Source organism: Algibacter sp. L1A34, from assembly GCF_009796805.1.
Lineage (GTDB): Bacteria > Bacteroidota > Bacteroidia > Flavobacteriales > Flavobacteriaceae > Algibacter.
In genome coordinates this window covers 2,587,873-2,606,634 of record NZ_CP047029.1, presented here as the reverse complement: position 1 = coordinate 2,606,634, position 18,762 = coordinate 2,587,873, and the positions used below count along the sequence as shown (strand labels likewise).

At 32.8% G+C, this 18,762-nt stretch carries 15 protein-coding genes; 5 read left to right on the top strand and 10 right to left on the bottom strand.

The window, feature by feature from the left end; translation table 11 throughout:
• The 7 genes from GQR97_RS11080 to GQR97_RS11050 form a co-directional block, all read right to left on the bottom strand.
• Nucleotides 1-663 (bottom strand): DUF2490 domain-containing protein, encoded by a 663-nt coding sequence (locus GQR97_RS11080; protein ID WP_158848359.1) that lies wholly within the window; start codon nucleotides 661-663, stop codon nucleotides 1-3.
• Nucleotides 664-730: 67 nt separating this feature from the next.
• Nucleotides 731-1,333 carry a DUF4956 domain-containing protein gene (locus tag GQR97_RS11075; RefSeq protein ID WP_158848357.1) on the bottom strand — a complete coding sequence of 201 codons (603 nt, stop codon included), beginning with the start codon at nucleotides 1,331-1,333 and terminating at the stop codon, nucleotides 731-733.
• Between the two features lie 2 nt (nucleotides 1,334-1,335).
• The gene (locus GQR97_RS11070) at nucleotides 1,336-2,085 is read right to left on the bottom strand and encodes a polyphosphate polymerase domain-containing protein (protein ID WP_233267522.1); all 750 of its coding nucleotides are present in this window, start codon (nucleotides 2,083-2,085) and stop codon (nucleotides 1,336-1,338) included.
• 193 nt (nucleotides 2,086-2,278) lie between these two features.
• Complete coding sequence (locus tag GQR97_RS11065; RefSeq protein ID WP_158848353.1) at nucleotides 2,279-2,764, bottom strand: EF-hand domain-containing protein; 486 nt, start codon at nucleotides 2,762-2,764, stop codon at nucleotides 2,279-2,281.
• A 125-nt stretch (nucleotides 2,765-2,889) separates the two neighbouring features.
• On the bottom strand, nucleotides 2,890-3,435 hold the full coding sequence (locus GQR97_RS11060) for a Spy/CpxP family protein refolding chaperone (RefSeq protein WP_158848351.1): 546 nt from the start codon (nucleotides 3,433-3,435) through the stop codon (nucleotides 2,890-2,892).
• A 7-nt stretch (nucleotides 3,436-3,442) separates the two neighbouring features.
• On the bottom strand, nucleotides 3,443-3,823 hold the full coding sequence (locus tag GQR97_RS11055) for a hypothetical protein (protein ID WP_158848349.1): 381 nt from the start codon (nucleotides 3,821-3,823) through the stop codon (nucleotides 3,443-3,445).
• Between the two features lie 7 nt (nucleotides 3,824-3,830).
• Nucleotides 3,831-4,412 carry an RNA polymerase sigma factor gene (locus tag GQR97_RS11050; RefSeq protein ID WP_158848347.1) on the bottom strand — a complete coding sequence of 194 codons (582 nt, stop codon included), beginning with the start codon at nucleotides 4,410-4,412 and terminating at the stop codon, nucleotides 3,831-3,833.
• A gap of 145 nt (nucleotides 4,413-4,557) precedes the next feature.
• Between GQR97_RS11050 and GQR97_RS11045 the strand changes: the two genes are divergently transcribed.
• The 3 genes from GQR97_RS11045 to purL all read left to right on the top strand — a co-directional run bounded on the left by GQR97_RS11045 (nucleotide 4,558) and on the right by purL (nucleotide 11,690).
• Entirely contained in the window at nucleotides 4,558-5,775 is a 1,218-nt protein-coding gene (locus GQR97_RS11045; RefSeq protein ID WP_158848345.1) for an RsmB/NOP family class I SAM-dependent RNA methyltransferase, read from the top strand.
• A gap of 226 nt (nucleotides 5,776-6,001) precedes the next feature.
• The gene (locus GQR97_RS11040; RefSeq protein ID WP_158848343.1) at nucleotides 6,002-7,861 is read left to right on the top strand and encodes an endonuclease; all 1,860 of its coding nucleotides are present in this window, start codon (nucleotides 6,002-6,004) and stop codon (nucleotides 7,859-7,861) included.
• Between the two features lie 157 nt (nucleotides 7,862-8,018).
• Complete coding sequence (gene purL / locus GQR97_RS11035) at nucleotides 8,019-11,690, top strand: phosphoribosylformylglycinamidine synthase (protein ID WP_158848341.1); 3,672 nt, start codon at nucleotides 8,019-8,021, stop codon at nucleotides 11,688-11,690.
• Between the two features lie 73 nt (nucleotides 11,691-11,763).
• Here the strand turns inward: purL and GQR97_RS11030 are convergent, their stop codons facing one another.
• From GQR97_RS11030 to pflB, 3 genes are all read right to left on the bottom strand, one after another.
• The gene (locus tag GQR97_RS11030) at nucleotides 11,764-12,558 is read right to left on the bottom strand and encodes a formate/nitrite transporter family protein (protein WP_199269842.1); all 795 of its coding nucleotides are present in this window, start codon (nucleotides 12,556-12,558) and stop codon (nucleotides 11,764-11,766) included.
• 34 nt (nucleotides 12,559-12,592) lie between these two features.
• On the bottom strand, nucleotides 12,593-13,315 hold the full coding sequence (gene pflA / locus GQR97_RS11025; protein WP_233267521.1) for a pyruvate formate-lyase-activating protein: 723 nt from the start codon (nucleotides 13,313-13,315) through the stop codon (nucleotides 12,593-12,595).
• Nucleotides 13,316-13,384: 69 nt separating this feature from the next.
• Nucleotides 13,385-15,610 (bottom strand): formate C-acetyltransferase, encoded by a 2,226-nt coding sequence (gene pflB / locus GQR97_RS11020; protein WP_158848339.1) that lies wholly within the window; start codon nucleotides 15,608-15,610, stop codon nucleotides 13,385-13,387.
• An 833-nt stretch (nucleotides 15,611-16,443) separates the two neighbouring features.
• Between pflB and GQR97_RS11015 the strand changes: the two genes are divergently transcribed.
• Both GQR97_RS11015 and GQR97_RS11010 read left to right on the top strand, forming a co-directional pair.
• Nucleotides 16,444-18,213 (top strand): AMP-dependent synthetase/ligase, encoded by a 1,770-nt coding sequence (locus GQR97_RS11015; protein WP_158848337.1) that lies wholly within the window; start codon nucleotides 16,444-16,446, stop codon nucleotides 18,211-18,213.
• A gap of 100 nt (nucleotides 18,214-18,313) precedes the next feature.
• A complete protein-coding gene (locus GQR97_RS11010; RefSeq protein WP_158848335.1) occupies nucleotides 18,314-18,760 on the top strand; it encodes a MarR family winged helix-turn-helix transcriptional regulator in 447 nt (148 codons plus the stop codon).
• The last annotated feature ends 2 nt before the right edge of the window (nucleotides 18,761-18,762 follow it).

Sequence of the window (18,762 nt, the reverse complement as noted above, 5' to 3'; positions counted from 1 at the left end):
TTATTTGTTTTTGATTGTATATATAAATTTTAAGCCAATAATATTGGTAACATCGGGTAAATCCACGTTTAACTCTTTTTCAAAACGATAGAAAACTCCAATTTTTCCAATTTTTTTAATTTTATAATCGGTGCCAAACGTTAATCGGTATTTACTAAAACCATTATCATCCTCCTTTTCAAAATGATTAAATAATTCTGCGGAAAATTTAGGATCTAATTTCCACTTTTTAATATTGTATTCTATAGATGCTTTTAGTCTTATATTTTGATTGGCGTAATCTCCCTCTGCTGCAGAAACGCCTAATTCATTTTTATTCTGATAGCGTAAGCGATAACCAAGAGTGAAATTATCTATATCGTGTTTATAAGTCGCATCGATATTATACCTAAAATGATTTTCGTAACCCTGAATATTTCCTTGATTATCATTTTGACGAATATACCGAACCCCTCCAGCGAGATTAAAACCTTTAAACAGTTTATATTCGGCACCCAACTGCGTAAAATATTCGTCTACAACAGATATATTCTCTTTTAACCGAAGTTGCTCTTCTAAACTAAACGTCCATTTTTTATCTAATTTATACTCTAAACCTATAGTATTCCAAGATCCCCAATCACTATCTCCAGATTGTCCAAAACTTAAATAACCGCTAAGCATAATAATTAGTGTAGTATTTAATAAAAAACACCGCCTTAACTTTATATGTTTAATTTGACTCTTCATATTATCTCTTGTTATAATAATAAATAGTTAACACTGCAGTGTCTCTTAAAAAATCTACATTTCCAACAGATATTTCATTTATTACCAACCCTGTTCTGTTTTCTAAATCAGCTTTAAGCAAAGCGTGATTTTCGGGTTTAATATTTTCAATATTTTCATAAACCACCTCTTTAGTAACCTCGTGCTTTAGATGCCAAAATTTTTCTATAATAGCTATTGAAATAACAACTACGGTATTCGCTAAAAGAATTTCGGCATAACTCATTTTTTTATTCGCCAACGAGTTCATTACGGATATCCCAATAACCACAAACAAATAGGTCATTTCTTTTATAGCAATAGCATCGGTTCTATACCGGATTATACCAAATATGGCAAAAAGCCCAAGCGCCATACCAATATCTAATTCATATTTTTTAAGCGTAAAACACAAAAAGAATACAATAAAACTTATCATATAAAACGTAAACAGATAATCTTTCCGTCGAGATGATGTGTAATACAGATATCGAATAATTAAGGTAAGAAACCCTAAATTTATTAGAAACCGGAATCCCATTTTAAAAAAATCATCATCGAAAATTGGTATCTCTAAAAACTCCATAATTATGCTGTTATATTATTTATTTTAATTAATTTTTTCTTGAATACATTATACTTTATATCGTTGTAAAGACTAACCATACCGATACAATATTTACTAATACTATAAGGGTGCTGGCGTAATACTTTTAAAGCTTTTACTATGGCAGAATTTCGATTAAAACGTTCTTGTTTCACTTCGACAACAACGAGATTCTCAAATTTTTTCTCGATGTCATTCATTTTATAAGAAAGATTTAAATCTATAGTAACACGCTCTTTATTTTTTAAACTCACCAAGGTTATTCTATTAAACCCATTCCATAAACTGGGTTCCAAATTATAAACCTCGTTAGTGGTTTCTGAAATAAACGCGGTAGAAGATTTTGATAAATCAACTTCAAAATCACTTACGGGAATCCTAGATTTATTTGTTTCGCCCTTTCCGTTTTTTTGCTTTATTTCCAAAAAACAAAGATTAGATTCTACATATTTACGCTGCCGAATTTTAGTTCGGTTATTCTTGCCATTATGGTGATCATTATAAAATTTGTTATCATCGGTATCAAAATACAACGAAGAATAACTCATTATTCTATCCTTTTTAATTTCCAATACTTTATACTGGTCATCTATTTTACTTAAAACAGCTAGCAATTGCTCCTTATTAATTACAAACTTAGTATCGGTTCGTTTCATTAAGGCAACACTGTTCATTTCTTCTAACGAAATAGAAGAAAACCTACTCATTAATTTTTGAATGTTTTGCGGCATATTATCAACTTATTTAATATTAATAGAATGTTATTAAATTGTTATATAAAGTTTAGATGCCCATCTGTTTTAAAACTTGCGCTTGTATTATGTTAAAAAAATCTTAACAAAAAAAAAGACTCAAAATTTTTAAATTTTGAGTCTTTAAAATAAACTATTGAGAGTAATAGTCTACACTAAAAATATTAAGGAATTATCTTCTTTGTGGACGCTCTGGCTTTGGAGCATTTTTTAATTCTGCCTCAGATAAAAAACCATCTTTATTAGTATCAACTTTAGAGAAATCGTTTTTTAAAGGCCCCTTAACTTCACTTTTAGAAAGTTTACCATCCTTATCAGTATCCATTTGCTCTAACAACTCCGTATAAGTTGGCATACCTTTTCCTTGACCTTTACTCTTCTTTTCCGATTTTGCTTCTTTTGCCTTCGGTTTCATTTCAGCTTCAGTAATAAAACCATCTTTATCGGCATCAATTGTAGCAAACTGCTCTTTTAACGGTCCGTCTACTTCATTTTCCGATAGTTTACCATCTTCATTGGCATCTAGCTTTTTCAACAACTCACTAAATGATGGCGGTTTTTGATTTCCCTTTTCTTCCGACTGTGCAAATGTTTGAGTAGAACCTAATAGTGCCAATCCAAAAACTAAGACACCTGTTTTAATTGTTTTATTTTTCATCTTAAAAAATTATTTAAATGTTTATGTAAGTTTAGATGGTATCTCAAGCATAAACTTGCGCATGCTTTTGTTAATATAATCACAAAAGAAAAGACACTAAAAATTAGTGTCTTTTCTTTTAAATTTTAATGCATTGGCGGCGGCGGACCTTGACGATCACCTCCCATTCCTCCTGGTGGCGGAGGTCCATTTCTTTCTCCGCTTTCTTCATTAGGTAATCTCTCTCTATTATTCGAACCTTTTTTAAGCGCATCATTCATTATACTCTTAAACTTTTCTTTTTGCTCTGGATTACATAATTCTTGAATACCTCTAAAATGATAAAACGCCATTTTATCGAACTCCATTTCTTTTAAAGCAATTATACGCGCTAAAGAATCTACAACTTTAGGATCTAGTTCTTTATCTGATAATTTACTAAACAAAGCATCCTTCATTTTTTTGATACCACTATTGTTTCGCATCATATTTTGACGATGCTCTCTATTTAAAACTTGCACAGCCTCTAGTTGCTCTTCGTTAAAGTTTAACTCATCTATAATAAAACTCATAGGATCTTCGCGCTCCATCTTTCGTTTCCCTATAGGCTTCCCTAAATAATTAAAGAGAAAAAAAGCATTAACAGCCACTAAAAAGATAAGCAGAATGTATAAAACTATATTTTTTTTCATTTGATTTTTAATTTAAAAATGATGTTGTTGAACTAGACGACAAACCATAAGTTTCTGCAAACTCATTAAGATTCTCGTCATAACTAGACGCTCCCGAACTATCTAATTGCGTAAATGCAATTACGTTTAAAACAACAACACATACCAATGTTGCCAATTGTAATTTTGGAGTAAACCAACTTGATTGCTCCACTACTTTTTCTTTTTCAGAAAATAAACGTTGCATGGTTTTATCCTTAAAAAAAGGAGACACATTTACGGTTTCAATACCATCGACAGCGTTTAAAACACTATCTATTTTCTGCTGTATGTCTTTATTAATATCCATATCTTTTGTGTTATAAATGTTTAGATGCAATATTTTATTAAAACTTGCGTTAGTAGCCATTTTTTTTTCACTTCATTTCGTTTTTATAAAAATCACCTAAAACATCTTGTAAGTTTTTTTTAGCTCTAAACATTAACGATTCTACCGACGACAAACTTTTTTCTGTAATATCACAAACCTCCTGATTACTAAGTCCATCTATTTTACTTAAAGTAAAAACAACACGCTGAGCATCGGGTAACTGGTTTATAGCCTTAAACAGCGTTTCACTTTTTTCTTTATTTTCTAACAAAACACCTGGATGATTCATTTCGGTGAAATACTTGGTTTTATCCATAGGAATTTCATTCCCCATAATAGATTGTAGAAAGGCAAACCGTTTTTTAGTGTTTTTCTTCCTAATAAACTCTAAACATTTATTGGTGGTAATCCGGTAAATCCAAGTTGATAATTTTGAATTCCCTTTAAACTTATTAATCGAATTAAAAACCTCCACAAAAACATCCTGCGCAATATCTTCTGCATCTTCTTTATTGGGTACAAACGAGATACAGGTTGCAAAAACTTTTTGCTGAAAGCTATCTATTAACTTTCCATACGCAAATTGCTTACCTGCTCTTAAATCGTTTATAAAATCTTGTTCTTCCAAATACCTTAATTAATCGCTGCAAATTAAGAAAAATTATTAATGAATAAAGCGTAACTTTGCAAACTCTAATAATTAATGCAGTTTGGATGAAAGATGGATAACTTTTGTTTGAAAACTTCCAACTGAAAACTGAGAACTAGAAAAAATGCGATTACACAGAAATTTATGCTTTGCGGTTATTGATGGTTTAACCCTAATTTTTAACGAAGGCAAATACGCCGATAAGGTGATACAACAACTTTTAAAACGTGATAAACGTTGGGGAGCAAGAGACCGTGGTTTTGTTGCTGAAACTACTTATGAAATGGTGCGATGGAAACGTCTATACGCTGAAATTGCTGAAGTAAAAGAACCTTTTGATCGTGACAATCTGTGGCGTATGTTTGCGGTTTGGGCAACTTTAAAAGGGGTAAAATTACCAGATTGGAAATATTTTGAAGGCACACCATTACGTCGTATTAAAGGTCGATATGATGAGCTTTCTAACAATAGAAAATTTAAAGAATCCATCCCAGATTGGATGGATGAAATTGGTGTAAAAGAATTAGGCAAAGAACTTTGGAGCAAAGAAATTGAAGCTCTAAACGTGCAAGCCGATGTTATTTTACGTGTTAATACATTGAAAACAACTAAAGAAGAACTACAAACTGCTTTATTCGATTTAGATATTGAAACCGATTTTTTACCAGATCACCCAAGTGCTCTAAAATTAAAAGAGCGTGCTAATGTATTTTCTACTGAAATGTTTAAAAACGGACATTTTGAAGTACAAGATGCCTCTTCACAATTGGTTGCCGAGTTTTTAAATGTAGAACCAGGTATGCGTGTTGTAGATGCTTGTGCTGGTGCTGGAGGAAAAACGTTGCACCTAGCTTCTTTAATGGAAAATAAAGGACAAATTATTGCCATGGATATTTATGGTAATAAATTGAACGAATTAAAAAGACGCGCTAAACGTAACGGCGCTCATAATATTGAAAACCGTGCCATAGAATCTACTAAAGTTATTAAAAAACTTTACGATAAAGCCGATCGTGTTTTAATCGATGCGCCTTGTTCTGGCTTAGGTGTTTTAAGAAGAAACCCTGATGCCAAATGGAAACTTCAACCTGAGTTTATTGACAAAATCAAGAAAACGCAACAAGAAATTATCCAACAGTATTGTAAAATGGTTAAACCTGGCGGACAAATGGTTTACGCAACTTGTTCGGTATTACCTTCGGAAAACCAAGACCAAGTGGCAACCTTTTTAAAATCGGAAGCTGGGGAGAATTTCTCTTTAGTTAAGGATAAAAAGGTAATGGCTCATAAATCTGGATTTGATGGGTTTTACATGGCACTTTTAGAACGTAAAGCGAACTAATACCTATTCACTTAAAAACATAAATAAAAAAGACTATCTGAAAAGATGGTCTTTTTTTGTTTATAAAATTTTCGAATACACTCTGATAATAGCACATAATCGACTTGACAATTCCTTAACACAAGAACGAGAAAAAGATTTTAACTTTGTGAAAAATCAAAACACACCCTCAATATGTGTTTTATCTTATTTTTATAATTCAAACAATAATTAATCCATTCTCTCTATGAAACACTTTTACTTATTCTTTTTATTTATTACAACTTTAAGTTTTGCGCAGTTAACACCGCCACAAAACTTACAAAGCTATTACCAAGATGTCGATTTTTCGCAAACTGGACTAGACCTTTTTAACGACCTAGCCATAGAAACAGCTACAAAACACACCCAATACCTAACTTACACACCTGGCATTTGGAACGCTAGTAAAATAACAGATCAAGATCCTGATAACCTAAATAATGTATTATTAATTTACGGCTACAGTGATACAGACGGCAACTATGTTACAGACCGAACACGTGGCAACGGCCTCACTGGAGGAACCCAAGGAATTCATTGGAACAGAGAACACACCTTTCCAAACTCTTTGGCAAGTCCAAAATTAGAAAGTACAGGTAAAGATGTTCCTCCATATGCGGATGCTCACAACCTAAGACCATCGGATGTTAAAATGAACTCCAATCGCGGAAATTTAAAATACATAACCAATATCGGATCAGACGGTAACCCAATCACAACTACAGCGGCTAATATTTCTGGAAGCTGGTATCCTGGTGATGAGTGGAAAGGTGATGCGGCAAGAATTATTATGTACATGTATTTAAGATATGGTACACAATGTAAACCATCGTTTGTTGCAATTGGAGAAACAAATACCATAGATAGCAACATGATTAATTTACTTTTAGAATGGAATGCACAAGATCCTGTTTCTATTGTTGAAGATCAAAGAAATGCTTATCACGGAGATGCTAACAATACCTACGGACAAGGAAACAGAAATCCTTTTATTGATAATCCTTATTTAGCAACTGTTATTTGGGGCGGACAAACTGCAACAAATCGCTGGGGAGAATCTCAACCAACAGACACAGAAGCTCCAACAGCACCAACAAATTTAACAGCAGCTAACGCAACAAGCACTACTGTAGATTTAAGTTGGGATGCCTCTACAGATGATACCGGTGTTACCTCTTATCAAATTTATGTTGATGGCGCATATTTTTTGTCTTCACAATCAACAACCACAATAACACTTACAGGTCTAAACCCAGAAACTACATATAGCTTTGCTGTACTTGCTACTGATTTAGCAAATAACAAATCGGATTTAAGCGATGCTGTAAATGCAACAACACTAGAAGATTCTACGCCAGCAATTGATGCATGTATCTCAGAAACTTTCGAGAACTTAGTCTCCACAGACGGATTGAATAATAACCAATACGGAAACAGAACTTGGACAGGAAATGATGGTGGCTCATGGACCGCCTCCCTAGCTAGAATAGACGAAGTTATTTCACCAGAAAGTAAAGCCATTACTTTTGATGTTAGAGGCACTAAAGAAGGTAATATTACATCTCCATCGTTCCCAGGTGGTATAGGTAACCTTACCGCAACCACCCAAAGAGCTTACAGCGGAGGCTCTGGAAATTTAGACGTTATGGTAAATGGTAACGTTGTTGGCTCACTACCTTATGGAGATTCAGCACAAACAACAACCATTTCTAATATCAATATTACTGGCAATGTAACTATTGTAATTACAGAAAACACAAGTGGTGGAGATCGTGTAATTCTAGATGATTTATCTTGGACTTGTTACACTTCATTAAGTACAGATGATAAATTTTTAGAAGACCTAAAAATCTATCCAAACCCAGTAAAAGGAAGCAATATTAATATTGACACCAACGAACCTCTAGAATTTGGTATCTATGATATTCTTGGAAAGCAAACCAATAAAGGTGTTATTTCTTCTTCTGCGCAAAGCATAGATTTAGCAAACTTAAAGCATGGTGTTTATATTTTAAAACTTTCTTCGGAAGCAAGAAGCATCACTAAAAAAATAGTAAAACAATAAGCAAACTACTACTCTTAACTAAAGCGGCTTTTTCAAGCCGCTTTTTTTTGTTCAAAACCTCGTGAATAACTCTCAATTTTCCATCGTATTTTTTTAATAGAAAATCGGCTAAAAAAAAGTAAATTTGCACTTTCTTTAAACTAACAACATCTATATAATGATTCATTTCTTTGGAAACGTAACGAGCAATGTCTTTGCTGTTCAAACAACAAAAGAATTATCTACCGAAACCATCTCTAAATTAACATGGCTTTTTGGCAACCAAACACAAATAGAACAAGCATCGATAGATGCTTTTTTTGTTGGCCCACGTGCTGCCATGATTACACCTTGGAGTACAAATGCTGTTGAAATCACTCAGAATATGGGGATTTCAGGCATTATCAGAATTGAAGAGTTTTCAGCTTCAACGGAAGAGTTCAAAGATTTCGACCCAATGATTTCAGAAAAATTCTCTAGCTTAAATCAAGATATGTTCACTATCGATATTAAGCCAGAATCTATTTTAAACATCGAAGATATTGCTGCTTACAACGAGCAAGAAGGCTTATCTTTAAGTACTGAAGAGGTTGATTATTTAGAAGGTGTTGCGAAAAAAATTAAACGTCCTTTAACAGATTCTGAAGTTTTCGGCTTTTCTCAAGTAAACTCAGAGCACTGTCGTCACAAAATTTTCAACGGAACCTTTGTCATTGATGGCGAAGAAAAACCAACATCACTTTTCAAATTAATTAGAAAAACATCCGAAACACATCCAAACGATATTGTTTCGGCTTATAAAGATAACGTTGCTTTTGTAAAAGGACCAGTTGTAGAGCAATTTGCTCCTAAAACAGCTGACAAACCAGATTTTTACGAAACAAAAAATTACGAGTCCGTTATTTCTCTTAAAGCGGAAACACATAACTTCCCAACAACCGTAGAACCTTTTAATGGTGCTGCAACTGGTGCTGGTGGAGAAATTAGAGATCGTCTTGCTGGCGGAAAAGGTTCTTTACCTTTAGCAGGAACAGCTGTTTACATGACATCGTATTCTCGATTAGAAGAAAATCGCCATTGGGAACAAAAATTTAAAGCTAGAAAATGGCTTTATCAAACACCAATGGATATTTTAATAAAAGCCTCAAATGGTGCTTCAGATTTTGGAAACAAATTTGGACAACCTTTAATTACAGGTTCTGTTTTAACTTTTGAACATGCCGAAAACGCATCATCTAGCGATTCTGAACCAAGAAAATTAGGTTTCGATAAAGTTATTATGCAAGCTGGTGGTATTGGTTACGGTAAAGCAGACCAAGCCTTAAAAGATACACCAAAAGAAGGCGACAAAATTGTTATTCTTGGTGGTGAAAATTATAGAATTGGAATGGGAGGCGCTGCGGTGTCTTCTGCAGATACAGGTGCACTTTCATCTGGTATTGAGTTAAACGCAGTACAACGTTCTAATCCAGAAATGCAAAAACGTGCTGCCAATGCTGTTCGTGGTATGGTAGAAAGCGATGAAAACTTCATTGTTTCTATTCACGATCACGGCGCCGGTGGACACTTAAACTGTTTATCAGAATTAGTTGAAGATACTGGAGGACATATCGATTTAGATAAATTACCTGTTGGAGATCCGACTTTATCAGCAAAAGAAATTATTGGTAACGAATCGCAAGAACGTATGGGCTTAGTGATTTCTGAAGATCATACTGAAATACTTCAAAAAATTGCAGACCGAGAACGTTCGCCAATGTACACTGTTGGAGAGGTTACTGGTAACGATCGTTTTACTTTCGAATCCAAGACCAAAGGCGACAAACCAATGGATTTAGCTCTAGAAGATATGTTTGGTAGCTCTCCAAAAACTGTTTTAACAGATAAAACTGTTGTTAGAAATTATAAAAACCCACGTTATAAAACCAAAAACTTAAAAATCTATTTAGAGCAAGTTTTACAACTTGAAGCTGTAGGTTGTAAAGATTGGTTAACAAACAAAGTAGACCGTTGTGTTGGTGGTAAAGTTGCCAAACAACAATGTGTTGGACCTTTGCAAATTCCTTTAAACAATGTTGGTGTTATGGCGCTAGATTTTAAAGGGAAAGAAGGTGTTGCAACCTCTATAGGCCACTCGCCTATTTCTGGTTTAATTAACCCTGTTGCAGGAAGTAGAAACTCAATAACAGAAGCACTTACAAACTTAGTTTGGGCACCTTTAAAAGATGGCTTAAATGCGGTTTCGCTTTCAGCAAACTGGATGTGGCCATGTAAAAATGAAGGTGAAGATGCGCGCTTATACGAAGCTGTAAAAGCAATTTCAGAATTTTCTATAGATTTAGGAATCAATGTGCCAACCGGAAAAGATTCACTTTCTATGAAACAAAAATATCCTGATGGTGATGTTATCTCTCCTGGAACGGTTATTATTTCTGCTGGTGCTAACTGTAATGATATTACTAAAGTTGTTGAACCTGTTTTAAAACAAAACGGTGGTAACATTTACTATATCAATATTTCTCAAGACGATTTTAAATTAGGAGGAAGTTCTTTCAACCAAGTCTTAAATGCTATTGGAAACGAAACACCTAATGTAAAAGATGCGACTTATGTAAAAGCAGTTTTTAATACCATTCAAAATTTAATAACAGAAGATAAAATTGTTGCTGGTCACGATGTGGCTTCGGGTGGTTTAATTACTACTTTATTAGAACTTTGCTTTGCTGATATTAATTTAGGTGCCGATTTAGATCTTTCTAAATTAGGTGAAGAAGATGCTATAAAAGTACTTTTTGCTGAAAACTCAGGAATTGTTTTTCAAGCAGATGCTTCTGTTGAAACTATCTTATCAGAAAATAAAATAAAGGCTATTAATATTGGTTCTGTAAACAATACAGGACAATTAAACATCAAAAACAACGACGAGAGTTTCTCTTTCGATGTTGCAGAAACTAGAGATGTTTGGTATAAAACGTCTTATTTATTAGACCAAAAACAAACGGCAAATAATTTAGCTGAAGCACGTTTCAATAATTATAAAAATCAACCTCTTCAATATACATTCCCGAAAAATTTCACAGGAAAACTAGAAGCTTTTACAGGCAAACGCCCAAAGGCGGCTATTCTTCGTGAAAAAGGATCAAATTCAGAACGCGAAATGGCTAACGCTATGTATTTAGCTGGTTTCGATGTGAAGGATGTACACATGACAGATTTAATCTCTGGGCGTGAAACCTTAGAAGATATTCAGTTTTTAGGAGCCGTTGGTGGATTTAGTAATTCAGATGTACTTGGTTCTGCAAAAGGATGGGCAGGCGCAATTAAATACAACGAGAAAGCAAATAAAGTAATTCAAGATTTCTTTAAAAGAGAAGATACTTTATCGGTTGGTATCTGTAATGGTTGTCAATTATTTATGGAATTAGAAGAAATTAATCCGGAGCATGAAGTACACGGAAAAATGATTCATAATGATTCTCATAAACACGAAAGTTCTTTCACGTCTGTAAAAATTCAAGATAATAACTCTGTAATGCTTTCAACTTTAGCAGGAACGGAATTAGGTGTTTGGATTTCTCATGGTGAAGGTAAATTTAACTTACCGCTTTCCGAAGAAAACTATAATATCGTTGCTAAATACGGTTACGAAGGGTATCCAAATAATCCAAACGGATCGGATTACAACACCGCAATGCTTTCTGATAAAACAGGGCGTCACTTAGTAACTATGCCACACATTGAGCGTTCTACGTTTCAATGGAACTGGGCAAATTACCCAGAAGGAAGAACTGACGAAGTTTCTCCTTGGTTAGAAGCTTTTGTGAATGCTAGATTATGGTTAACTGCTTAAGATAATTTTATAATATAAAAAAAAGCACTTTCAATATTTGAAAGTGCTTTTTTTATACTTTAATTTTAAAAAGTTATATTTTTATTCCGGTATCTAATTTCCCAAATAAATAACCATAAGGCAAACCAACAAAAAGAACACCACCAACAATATTTCCTAAGGTGGCAGGTATAAGGTTATTTATTAGAAAACTTGTCCAAGTAATATTGGTACCTTCAAAAATAGCTAAAGGAATAAAATACATATTTGCAATACTATGCTCAAACCCCATTGTAACAAAAGCCATTACAGGTAGCCAAATAGAAAGTATTTTACCCGTTGTATTCTTAGCCGCCATTCCTTGCCAAACCGCCAAGCAAACTAACCAATTCGCTCCTATTCCTTTTAGAAATGTGACTAAAAACGTATGGCTTGTTTTACCCACAGCAACATTATGTACAGAATCTATAAAAGGGGAACCACTTACAATATGAGTTAAATGCGTAATTACATAAGCAACAAAAATTGCGCCTAAAAAATTACCAAAATATACTAATCCCCAATTTTTAAGTACAGCACCAATATTCTGTTTCCTGCTCAAAACGTTAGGTACAAAATAAGCATTATTACCAGTAAAAAGTTCAGCACCAACTGTAACAACTAGTATAAGTCCGATTGGAAATGTTGCTCCAAAAAGAAATTTTACTATTCCAGGATTACTAGCAGCTAAACCAGGAGATCCTCCGCCTACAATAATGGCTAACAAACCTCCAAAAGCAATATATGCTCCTGCTAAAAAAGCTAGAATTAATGTTTTATTTATTTTATAATTGCCTTTATTTAAAGCTAATTTATTTACTATTTGTACGACCTCTTTTGGAGTATTCATATAATCGATTTATGTTGATATGAACCAACATGTATTAATTTATTTTTACCTCATTAAAATATTGATTTAAAATCTCTGAAGCGGATAAAATTTCTTCCTTGGTATTTTCACGTGCATCCTTAAGTTGATAATCCCAACCTAAAGCTTCCCATTTATGAATACCTAGTTTATGATATGGTTGAATTTCAATTTTTTCAATAGTTTTATAATCATTAAAATGCTTACCCAAAGCATGTAAAAGTTCCGGTTTATCAGTAATACCAGGAATTAAAACATAACGTAACCACATTTTTTTTCCAGAAGCCTCTCTATGTTTCGCAAACTTGAATGAGATTTCTTTATTTGGTTTCCCTGTTATATACTGGTAACCTTCCTCTGTCATACTCTTAATATCAAGCATAATCAAATCTGCGTGTTCATCCAATAATTCTTCAGAAAAATGATTTAATATTCTACCATTTGTATCAATATTGGTATGGATGCCTTCTTCTTTTAACCTTTTAAAAAATGGAATTAATTCTTTAGCTTGCAACAAGGGTTCTCCCCCAGATACGGTAACACCACCTTTTTTACCAAAATAAGGTTTCATTTTAAGTGCCATTTGCATCAAATCTTCAATATGATATTCTGTTCCTCCAGAAGTTTCAATAGAGTCTGGATTATGGCAATACAAACATTTTAATTTACATCCTTGTAAGAATACTATCATCCGAATTCCGGGACCATCATGAGTACCAAAAGACTCGATAGAATGCACTCTTAATATGTTTTCAGCAGTTTTGATAAGGTTATGTTTTAAATTAAGCCTCTAAAATATTAATAAAAATTACATAGATTCGTGGAAAGAACGTGCAATTACCTCTAATTGCTGTTCTCTAGTCAATCTAACAAAATTAACAGCGTAACCAGATACACGAATTGTTAATTGTGGATATTCTTCTGGATGTTCCATGGCATCAAGCAAAGTTTCTTTATCTAATACATTCACATTTAAATGTTGTGCATTTTTAGAGAAATAACCATCTAAAATGGTTCCTAAATTTTCTATTTGTTCTTCTTTAGTAGCTCCTAAAGATTTAGGTACAATTGAAAATGTATTAGAAATACCATCTTGAGAATCTTTATAATCAATTTTTGCTACAGAATTTAAAGAGGCAATTGCTCCATTTGAATCTCTACCGTGCATTGGGTTTGCACCTGGTGCAAAAGCGACTCCGTTTGCTCTACCATCTGGAGTTGCACCTGTTTTCTTACCATAAGAAACATTAGACGTAATCGTTAATACAGACATTGTAGGTTCTGCATTTTTGTAAACTGCTAATTTCTTCAATTCATTATTAAAATCAGCTACTGCATTTGCAGCTAAAACATCTACTCGATCATCATCATTTCCGTATTTAGGAAATTCGCCTTCAATTTTAAAATCTACAGTTAAACCATCTTCATTTCTAATAGGTCTTACTTTTGCATATTTAATTGCTGAAAGAGAATCTGCAACAATAGATAAGCCAGCAATACCATAAGCAATATTAATGCCTGGGTTTGTATCAATTAAAGCCATTTGTGCTTTTTCATAATAGTATTTATCATGCATGTAATGAATAATATTCATAGAATCATTATATACACGAGCAACTTCTTTCATGGCTATTTTATAATTAGCCATCACTTTATCAAAGTCTAAATATTCACATTCACAAGCTTCAATTCCAGCAACCATTTGGGTACCTGTGTTTTCACAACGGCCACCATTAATAGCTAATAATAAAGTTTTTGCTAAATTAGTTCTTGCTCCAAAAAATTGAATTGATTTACCCAATTCTTGATAAGACACGCAACATGCTATTCCATAATCATCAGATCCACGATTAACTCTCATTAACTCATCATTTTCAAACTGAATTGATGAGGTATCAATAGAAACTTTTGCACAGTAATCTTTGAAGTTTTGTGGTAAAGCTTCAGACCAAAGAATTGTAATATTTGGTTCTGGTGATGCTCCTAAATTATATAGTGTGTTTAAAAAACGGAACGATGTTTTAGTTACTTTAGTTCTTCCATCATCAAACATACCACCTATAGCTTCAGTTACCCAGGTAGGATCTCCAGCAAATATTTCATCATAAGCGCTCATTCTTAAATGGCGTACCATTCGTAATTTCATTACAAATTGGTCTATATATTCTTGAGCTTCTTCTTCTGTAATAAGTCCTTCTTGTAAATCGTTTTCAATATAAATATCTAAGAATGTAGATACATTACCTAAAGACATAGCTGCACCATCTTGTTCTTTTACAGCTGCTAAATAGCCCATATATGTCCATTGAACAGCTTCTTGAGAATTTTCTGCCGGACGACCTAAATCTAAATTATATTTAGCACCCAATTCAATCATTTCTTTCAATGATTTAATTTGTTCCGATACTTCTTCACGTAAACGAATAACAGCCTCCGTCATTGGGCCAGTTATATTTTCTAAATCTTCTTTCTTTGTTTCAATTAAAGAATTAATACCATATAGAGCAACACGACGATAATCTCCTATTATTCTACCTCTAGCATAATTATCTGGCAAGCCTGTTAAGAATCCTAAAGAACGGAATTTTTTAATTTCAGATGTATAAGCATCAAAAACACCATCATTATGCGATTTAACATATTTTGAAAATAATTCGGTAATAGCTTCATTTGGTTTTACACCTTGTTCTGATAATGCTTTTTGAACTACTTTAAAACCTCCAAAAGGTTTCATTGTTCTTTTTAGAAGCTCATCGGTTTGTAATCCAACAATTACTTCATTTTCTTTATCAATATAACCAGCATCAAAAGCACTAACGGTTGAAATGATTTCAGTATCGACTGAACGCACACCATTATTTCGTCTTTCTTCTTTAGTTGCTTGTTTACAAACTTCCCATAATTTTTGAGTTTTTGCACTTGGCCCAACTAAAAACTCATCTGTTCCATGATACGGTGTAACATTATTAATAACAAAATCTCTAACGTTGACTTTTTCTGTCCAAACTCCGTTTCTAAATTGTTTTACTTCCATTGCTTAGTATATTAATGTATTGAAAAATCTATCTATTTTTTTGCAAATCTAGTTTCTAACACTAATAATAAAACTGACATTTGTCATCTAATTGACTATATATCAAAAAGAAAGTTATTGTTTTAAACGATAACTTCATAAGTTACTCGATTTATAAAGTTATAATTCAATCTTTTAACTTTTTTTATAAAAACCTTATCAAAATTTAGTCTTTTCTGTAAAAAAAATTAAAATCGAATTATTTTGTTTTCTTTAACAAAAAAAACACTTTATCGAATTAAATAATCCATAACCAACAATTATTCATGGAATTAGAAGGAATAAACCTTGGGTTAAAAAATAATCTAAAACAATTCGCACTAATATGAAAACGCCTCTAAATCATTAAAATACAAGATATTGTATTGTGACACTTTTCAGCTTTATCCAAAATATAATTAGAGTTTAAACTTCTTATAATAAAGAACATTTTAATTTACCCATTCCGAAAAAAATTATAATATTGTAAAACACGGTTATTAAGTATACGAAATCACTTCAAAAACTCATATTAGAGAAAACAAGATGTTTTTCAATACCTAAAATAGCGTTAAATATTAAGGTTTTTAATCAACAATTCGGTATCTTTAATTGATAAAAATGGAGAAACTCCATTTAAGCAAATTTTTAAAAAATTATGCTTATTCTATAGAAATAAAACGCAAACCAGACTCTTAAGTAATACAAATTTGATAAAAATCAATAAAGATTTATAAGAATCCACCACTTTTATGGCGCATTATTTGATAATCTTATTTTATTTGCTATTTTGCAGCCTAGAATAATTATAGCCCATGACCAAAATCACCAGACTTTTTGACTTTCCTTATCACCAATTAAAAACATATAATTTAGATAAAGCCTTTAACACAAAACATAATGGAGAATGGCAAGCTACCTCGTCACAAGAATACGTAGATCAGGCCAATGCTATAAGTCGAGGTTTATTAAGGCTAGGTGTTAAACCAAACGATAAAATTGCGGTAATTTCTTCAACAAATAGAACAGAATGGAACATTCTAGATATTGGCGTATTGCAAGTTGGAGCTCAAAATGTACCTATTTACCCAACAATTTGCGCAGAAGATTACGAATATATTTTAAATCATTCAGAGTCTATCTATTGTTTTGTTTCAGATAATGAAATTCTAGAAAAACTAAACGCTATTAAAGCGAATACAAAACTTAAAAATGTTTATACCTTTGATGATATCAAAGATGAAAATAGTTGGAAAGAAGTTCTTAAATTAGGTGAAGACAAACAGAACCAACCTGAAGTTGAAGCTAAAAAAGACGCAGTAAACTCATCCGATTTAGCAACATTAATTTACACCTCTGGAACCACAGGAAAACCTAAAGGTGTTATGCTATCTCATAACAACCTAGTTTCAAACGTTTTGAATAGCGAAAACCGTGTTCCTTTTAAATACGGCAAATCAAAAACATTAAGTTTTTTGCCTGTATGTCATGTTTTTGAACGTATGATACTGTATTTATATCAATATTGTGGTGCTGAAATTTACTTTGCAGAATCTATCGAAAAAATGAGCGATAATCTAAAAGAGATTAAACCTAACGTTATGACGGCTGTTCCGCGTTTATACGAAAAAGTATATGATAAAATTATTGCAAAAGGTAGTGAGTTAACAGGCATAAAAAAATCACTTTTCTTCTGGGCTGTCAACTTAGGCTTAAGATTTGAACCTTACGGTCAAAATGGTTGGTGGTATGAATTTCAACTAAAAATTGCTCGAAAACTTATTTTTAGTAAATGGAAAGAAGGCCTTGGTGGTAATTTAGACATCATGGTTTCTGGCAGTGCCGCACTACAACCTAGACTTACTAGAATATTTGCTGCTGCAGGTTTACCTATAATGGAAGGTTATGGATTAACCGAAACTTCACCTGTTATATCTGTAAATGATATGCGTAACGGAGGCTTTAGAGTTGGAACTACAGGTAAAGTAATTGATGATGTTGAAGTTAAAATTGCTGAAGATGGTGAAATACTAGTAAAAGGCCCAAATGTTATGATAGGTTATTACAAGGATGATGCTAAAACAGCTGAAGCTATTAAGGGTGGTTATTTCCACACCGGTGATATTGGAGAAATAGACCTCAATGGTTTTCTTAAAATAACCGATAGAAAAAAAGAAATGTTCAAAACTTCGGGCGGTAAATATGTAGCACCTGCCCTGCTTGAAAATGAATTTAAACAATCTCGATTTATAGAGCAGATTATGGTTATTGGCGAAGGCGAAAAAATGCCAGCAGCTTTAATACAAGTAAATTACGATTTCGTTAAGGAATGGGCTAAACGCCACGATATTCCATTTACTAGTAACGAAGATATAATACTGAATATGCAATTACTTGCTAGAATTCAAGAAGAGATTAATATTGCAAATGCGAACTTTGGGAAATGGGAACAAATTAAGAAATTCGAAATCACTCCAGACATTTGGTCTATAGATGCCGGACATCTAACGCCAACCATGAAGATGAAGCGTAAAGTTATAAAACAAAAGTACTTTTCTCTTATCGAGAAAATCTACAGAGGCTAACAAAATCTTGCATTCTTAGTAAAAGTTTAACTAAAATAATAATAATTTATTATGCGTGCATAATAAATTTTACTATATTTGGAAACAACAACCTCTTTATATGAAAGATAGAACTATAGATTACGTTTTACGAACAACCTGGCTTGCTGTTCAAAAAATGTATAATGAAGAAGCTTTAAAATTTGATAGTACTATGGCAACGGGGTTTACCTTATTAAGTATAGATCCAGAAAAAGGAACACCATCTACAGCTTTAGGCCCCAAGATGGGAATGGAAGCTACAAGCCTTTCTCGAATTTTAAAAGCTATGGAAATAAAAGGTTTGATTGACAGACACCCTAATCCAGAAGATGGTCGTGGTGTAATTATCAAGCTAACACCTTTCGGAATTCAAAAACGTAACTATTCTAAAGATCGCGTTTTAACCTTTAATGATAAAATAAAAAACAATATCACCGATGAAAAACTAAAGCACTTCAATGAGGTAGCCGATGTGATTCTAAATATGGTTTCCAACAAAAAAATATATACACCAAACGACAACTAGTT

Coding starts and splice junctions, on each gene's coding strand:
- GQR97_RS11080 (WP_158848359.1), bottom strand. CDS start 663: ATGCTTAGCGGTTATTTAAGTTTTGGACAATCTGGAGATAGTGATTGG.
- GQR97_RS11075 (WP_158848357.1), bottom strand. CDS start 1,333: ATGGAGTTTTTAGAGATACCAATTTTCGATGATGATTTTTTTAAAATG.
- GQR97_RS11070 (WP_233267522.1), bottom strand. CDS start 2,085: ATGCCGCAAAACATTCAAAAATTAATGAGTAGGTTTTCTTCTATTTCG.
- GQR97_RS11065 (WP_158848353.1), bottom strand. CDS start 2,764: ATGAAAAATAAAACAATTAAAACAGGTGTCTTAGTTTTTGGATTGGCA.
- GQR97_RS11060 (WP_158848351.1), bottom strand. CDS start 3,435: ATGAAAAAAAATATAGTTTTATACATTCTGCTTATCTTTTTAGTGGCT.
- GQR97_RS11055 (WP_158848349.1), bottom strand. CDS start 3,823: ATGGCTACTAACGCAAGTTTTAATAAAATATTGCATCTAAACATTTAT.
- GQR97_RS11045 (WP_158848345.1), top strand. CDS start 4,558: ATGCGATTACACAGAAATTTATGCTTTGCGGTTATTGATGGTTTAACC.
- GQR97_RS11040 (WP_158848343.1), top strand. CDS start 6,002: ATGAAACACTTTTACTTATTCTTTTTATTTATTACAACTTTAAGTTTT.
- purL (WP_158848341.1), top strand. CDS start 8,019: ATGATTCATTTCTTTGGAAACGTAACGAGCAATGTCTTTGCTGTTCAA.
- GQR97_RS11030 (WP_199269842.1), bottom strand. CDS start 12,558: ATGAATACTCCAAAAGAGGTCGTACAAATAGTAAATAAATTAGCTTTA.
- pflB (WP_158848339.1), bottom strand. CDS start 15,610: ATGGAAGTAAAACAATTTAGAAACGGAGTTTGGACAGAAAAAGTCAAC.
- GQR97_RS11015 (WP_158848337.1), top strand. CDS start 16,444: ATGACCAAAATCACCAGACTTTTTGACTTTCCTTATCACCAATTAAAA.
- GQR97_RS11010 (WP_158848335.1), top strand. CDS start 18,314: ATGAAAGATAGAACTATAGATTACGTTTTACGAACAACCTGGCTTGCT.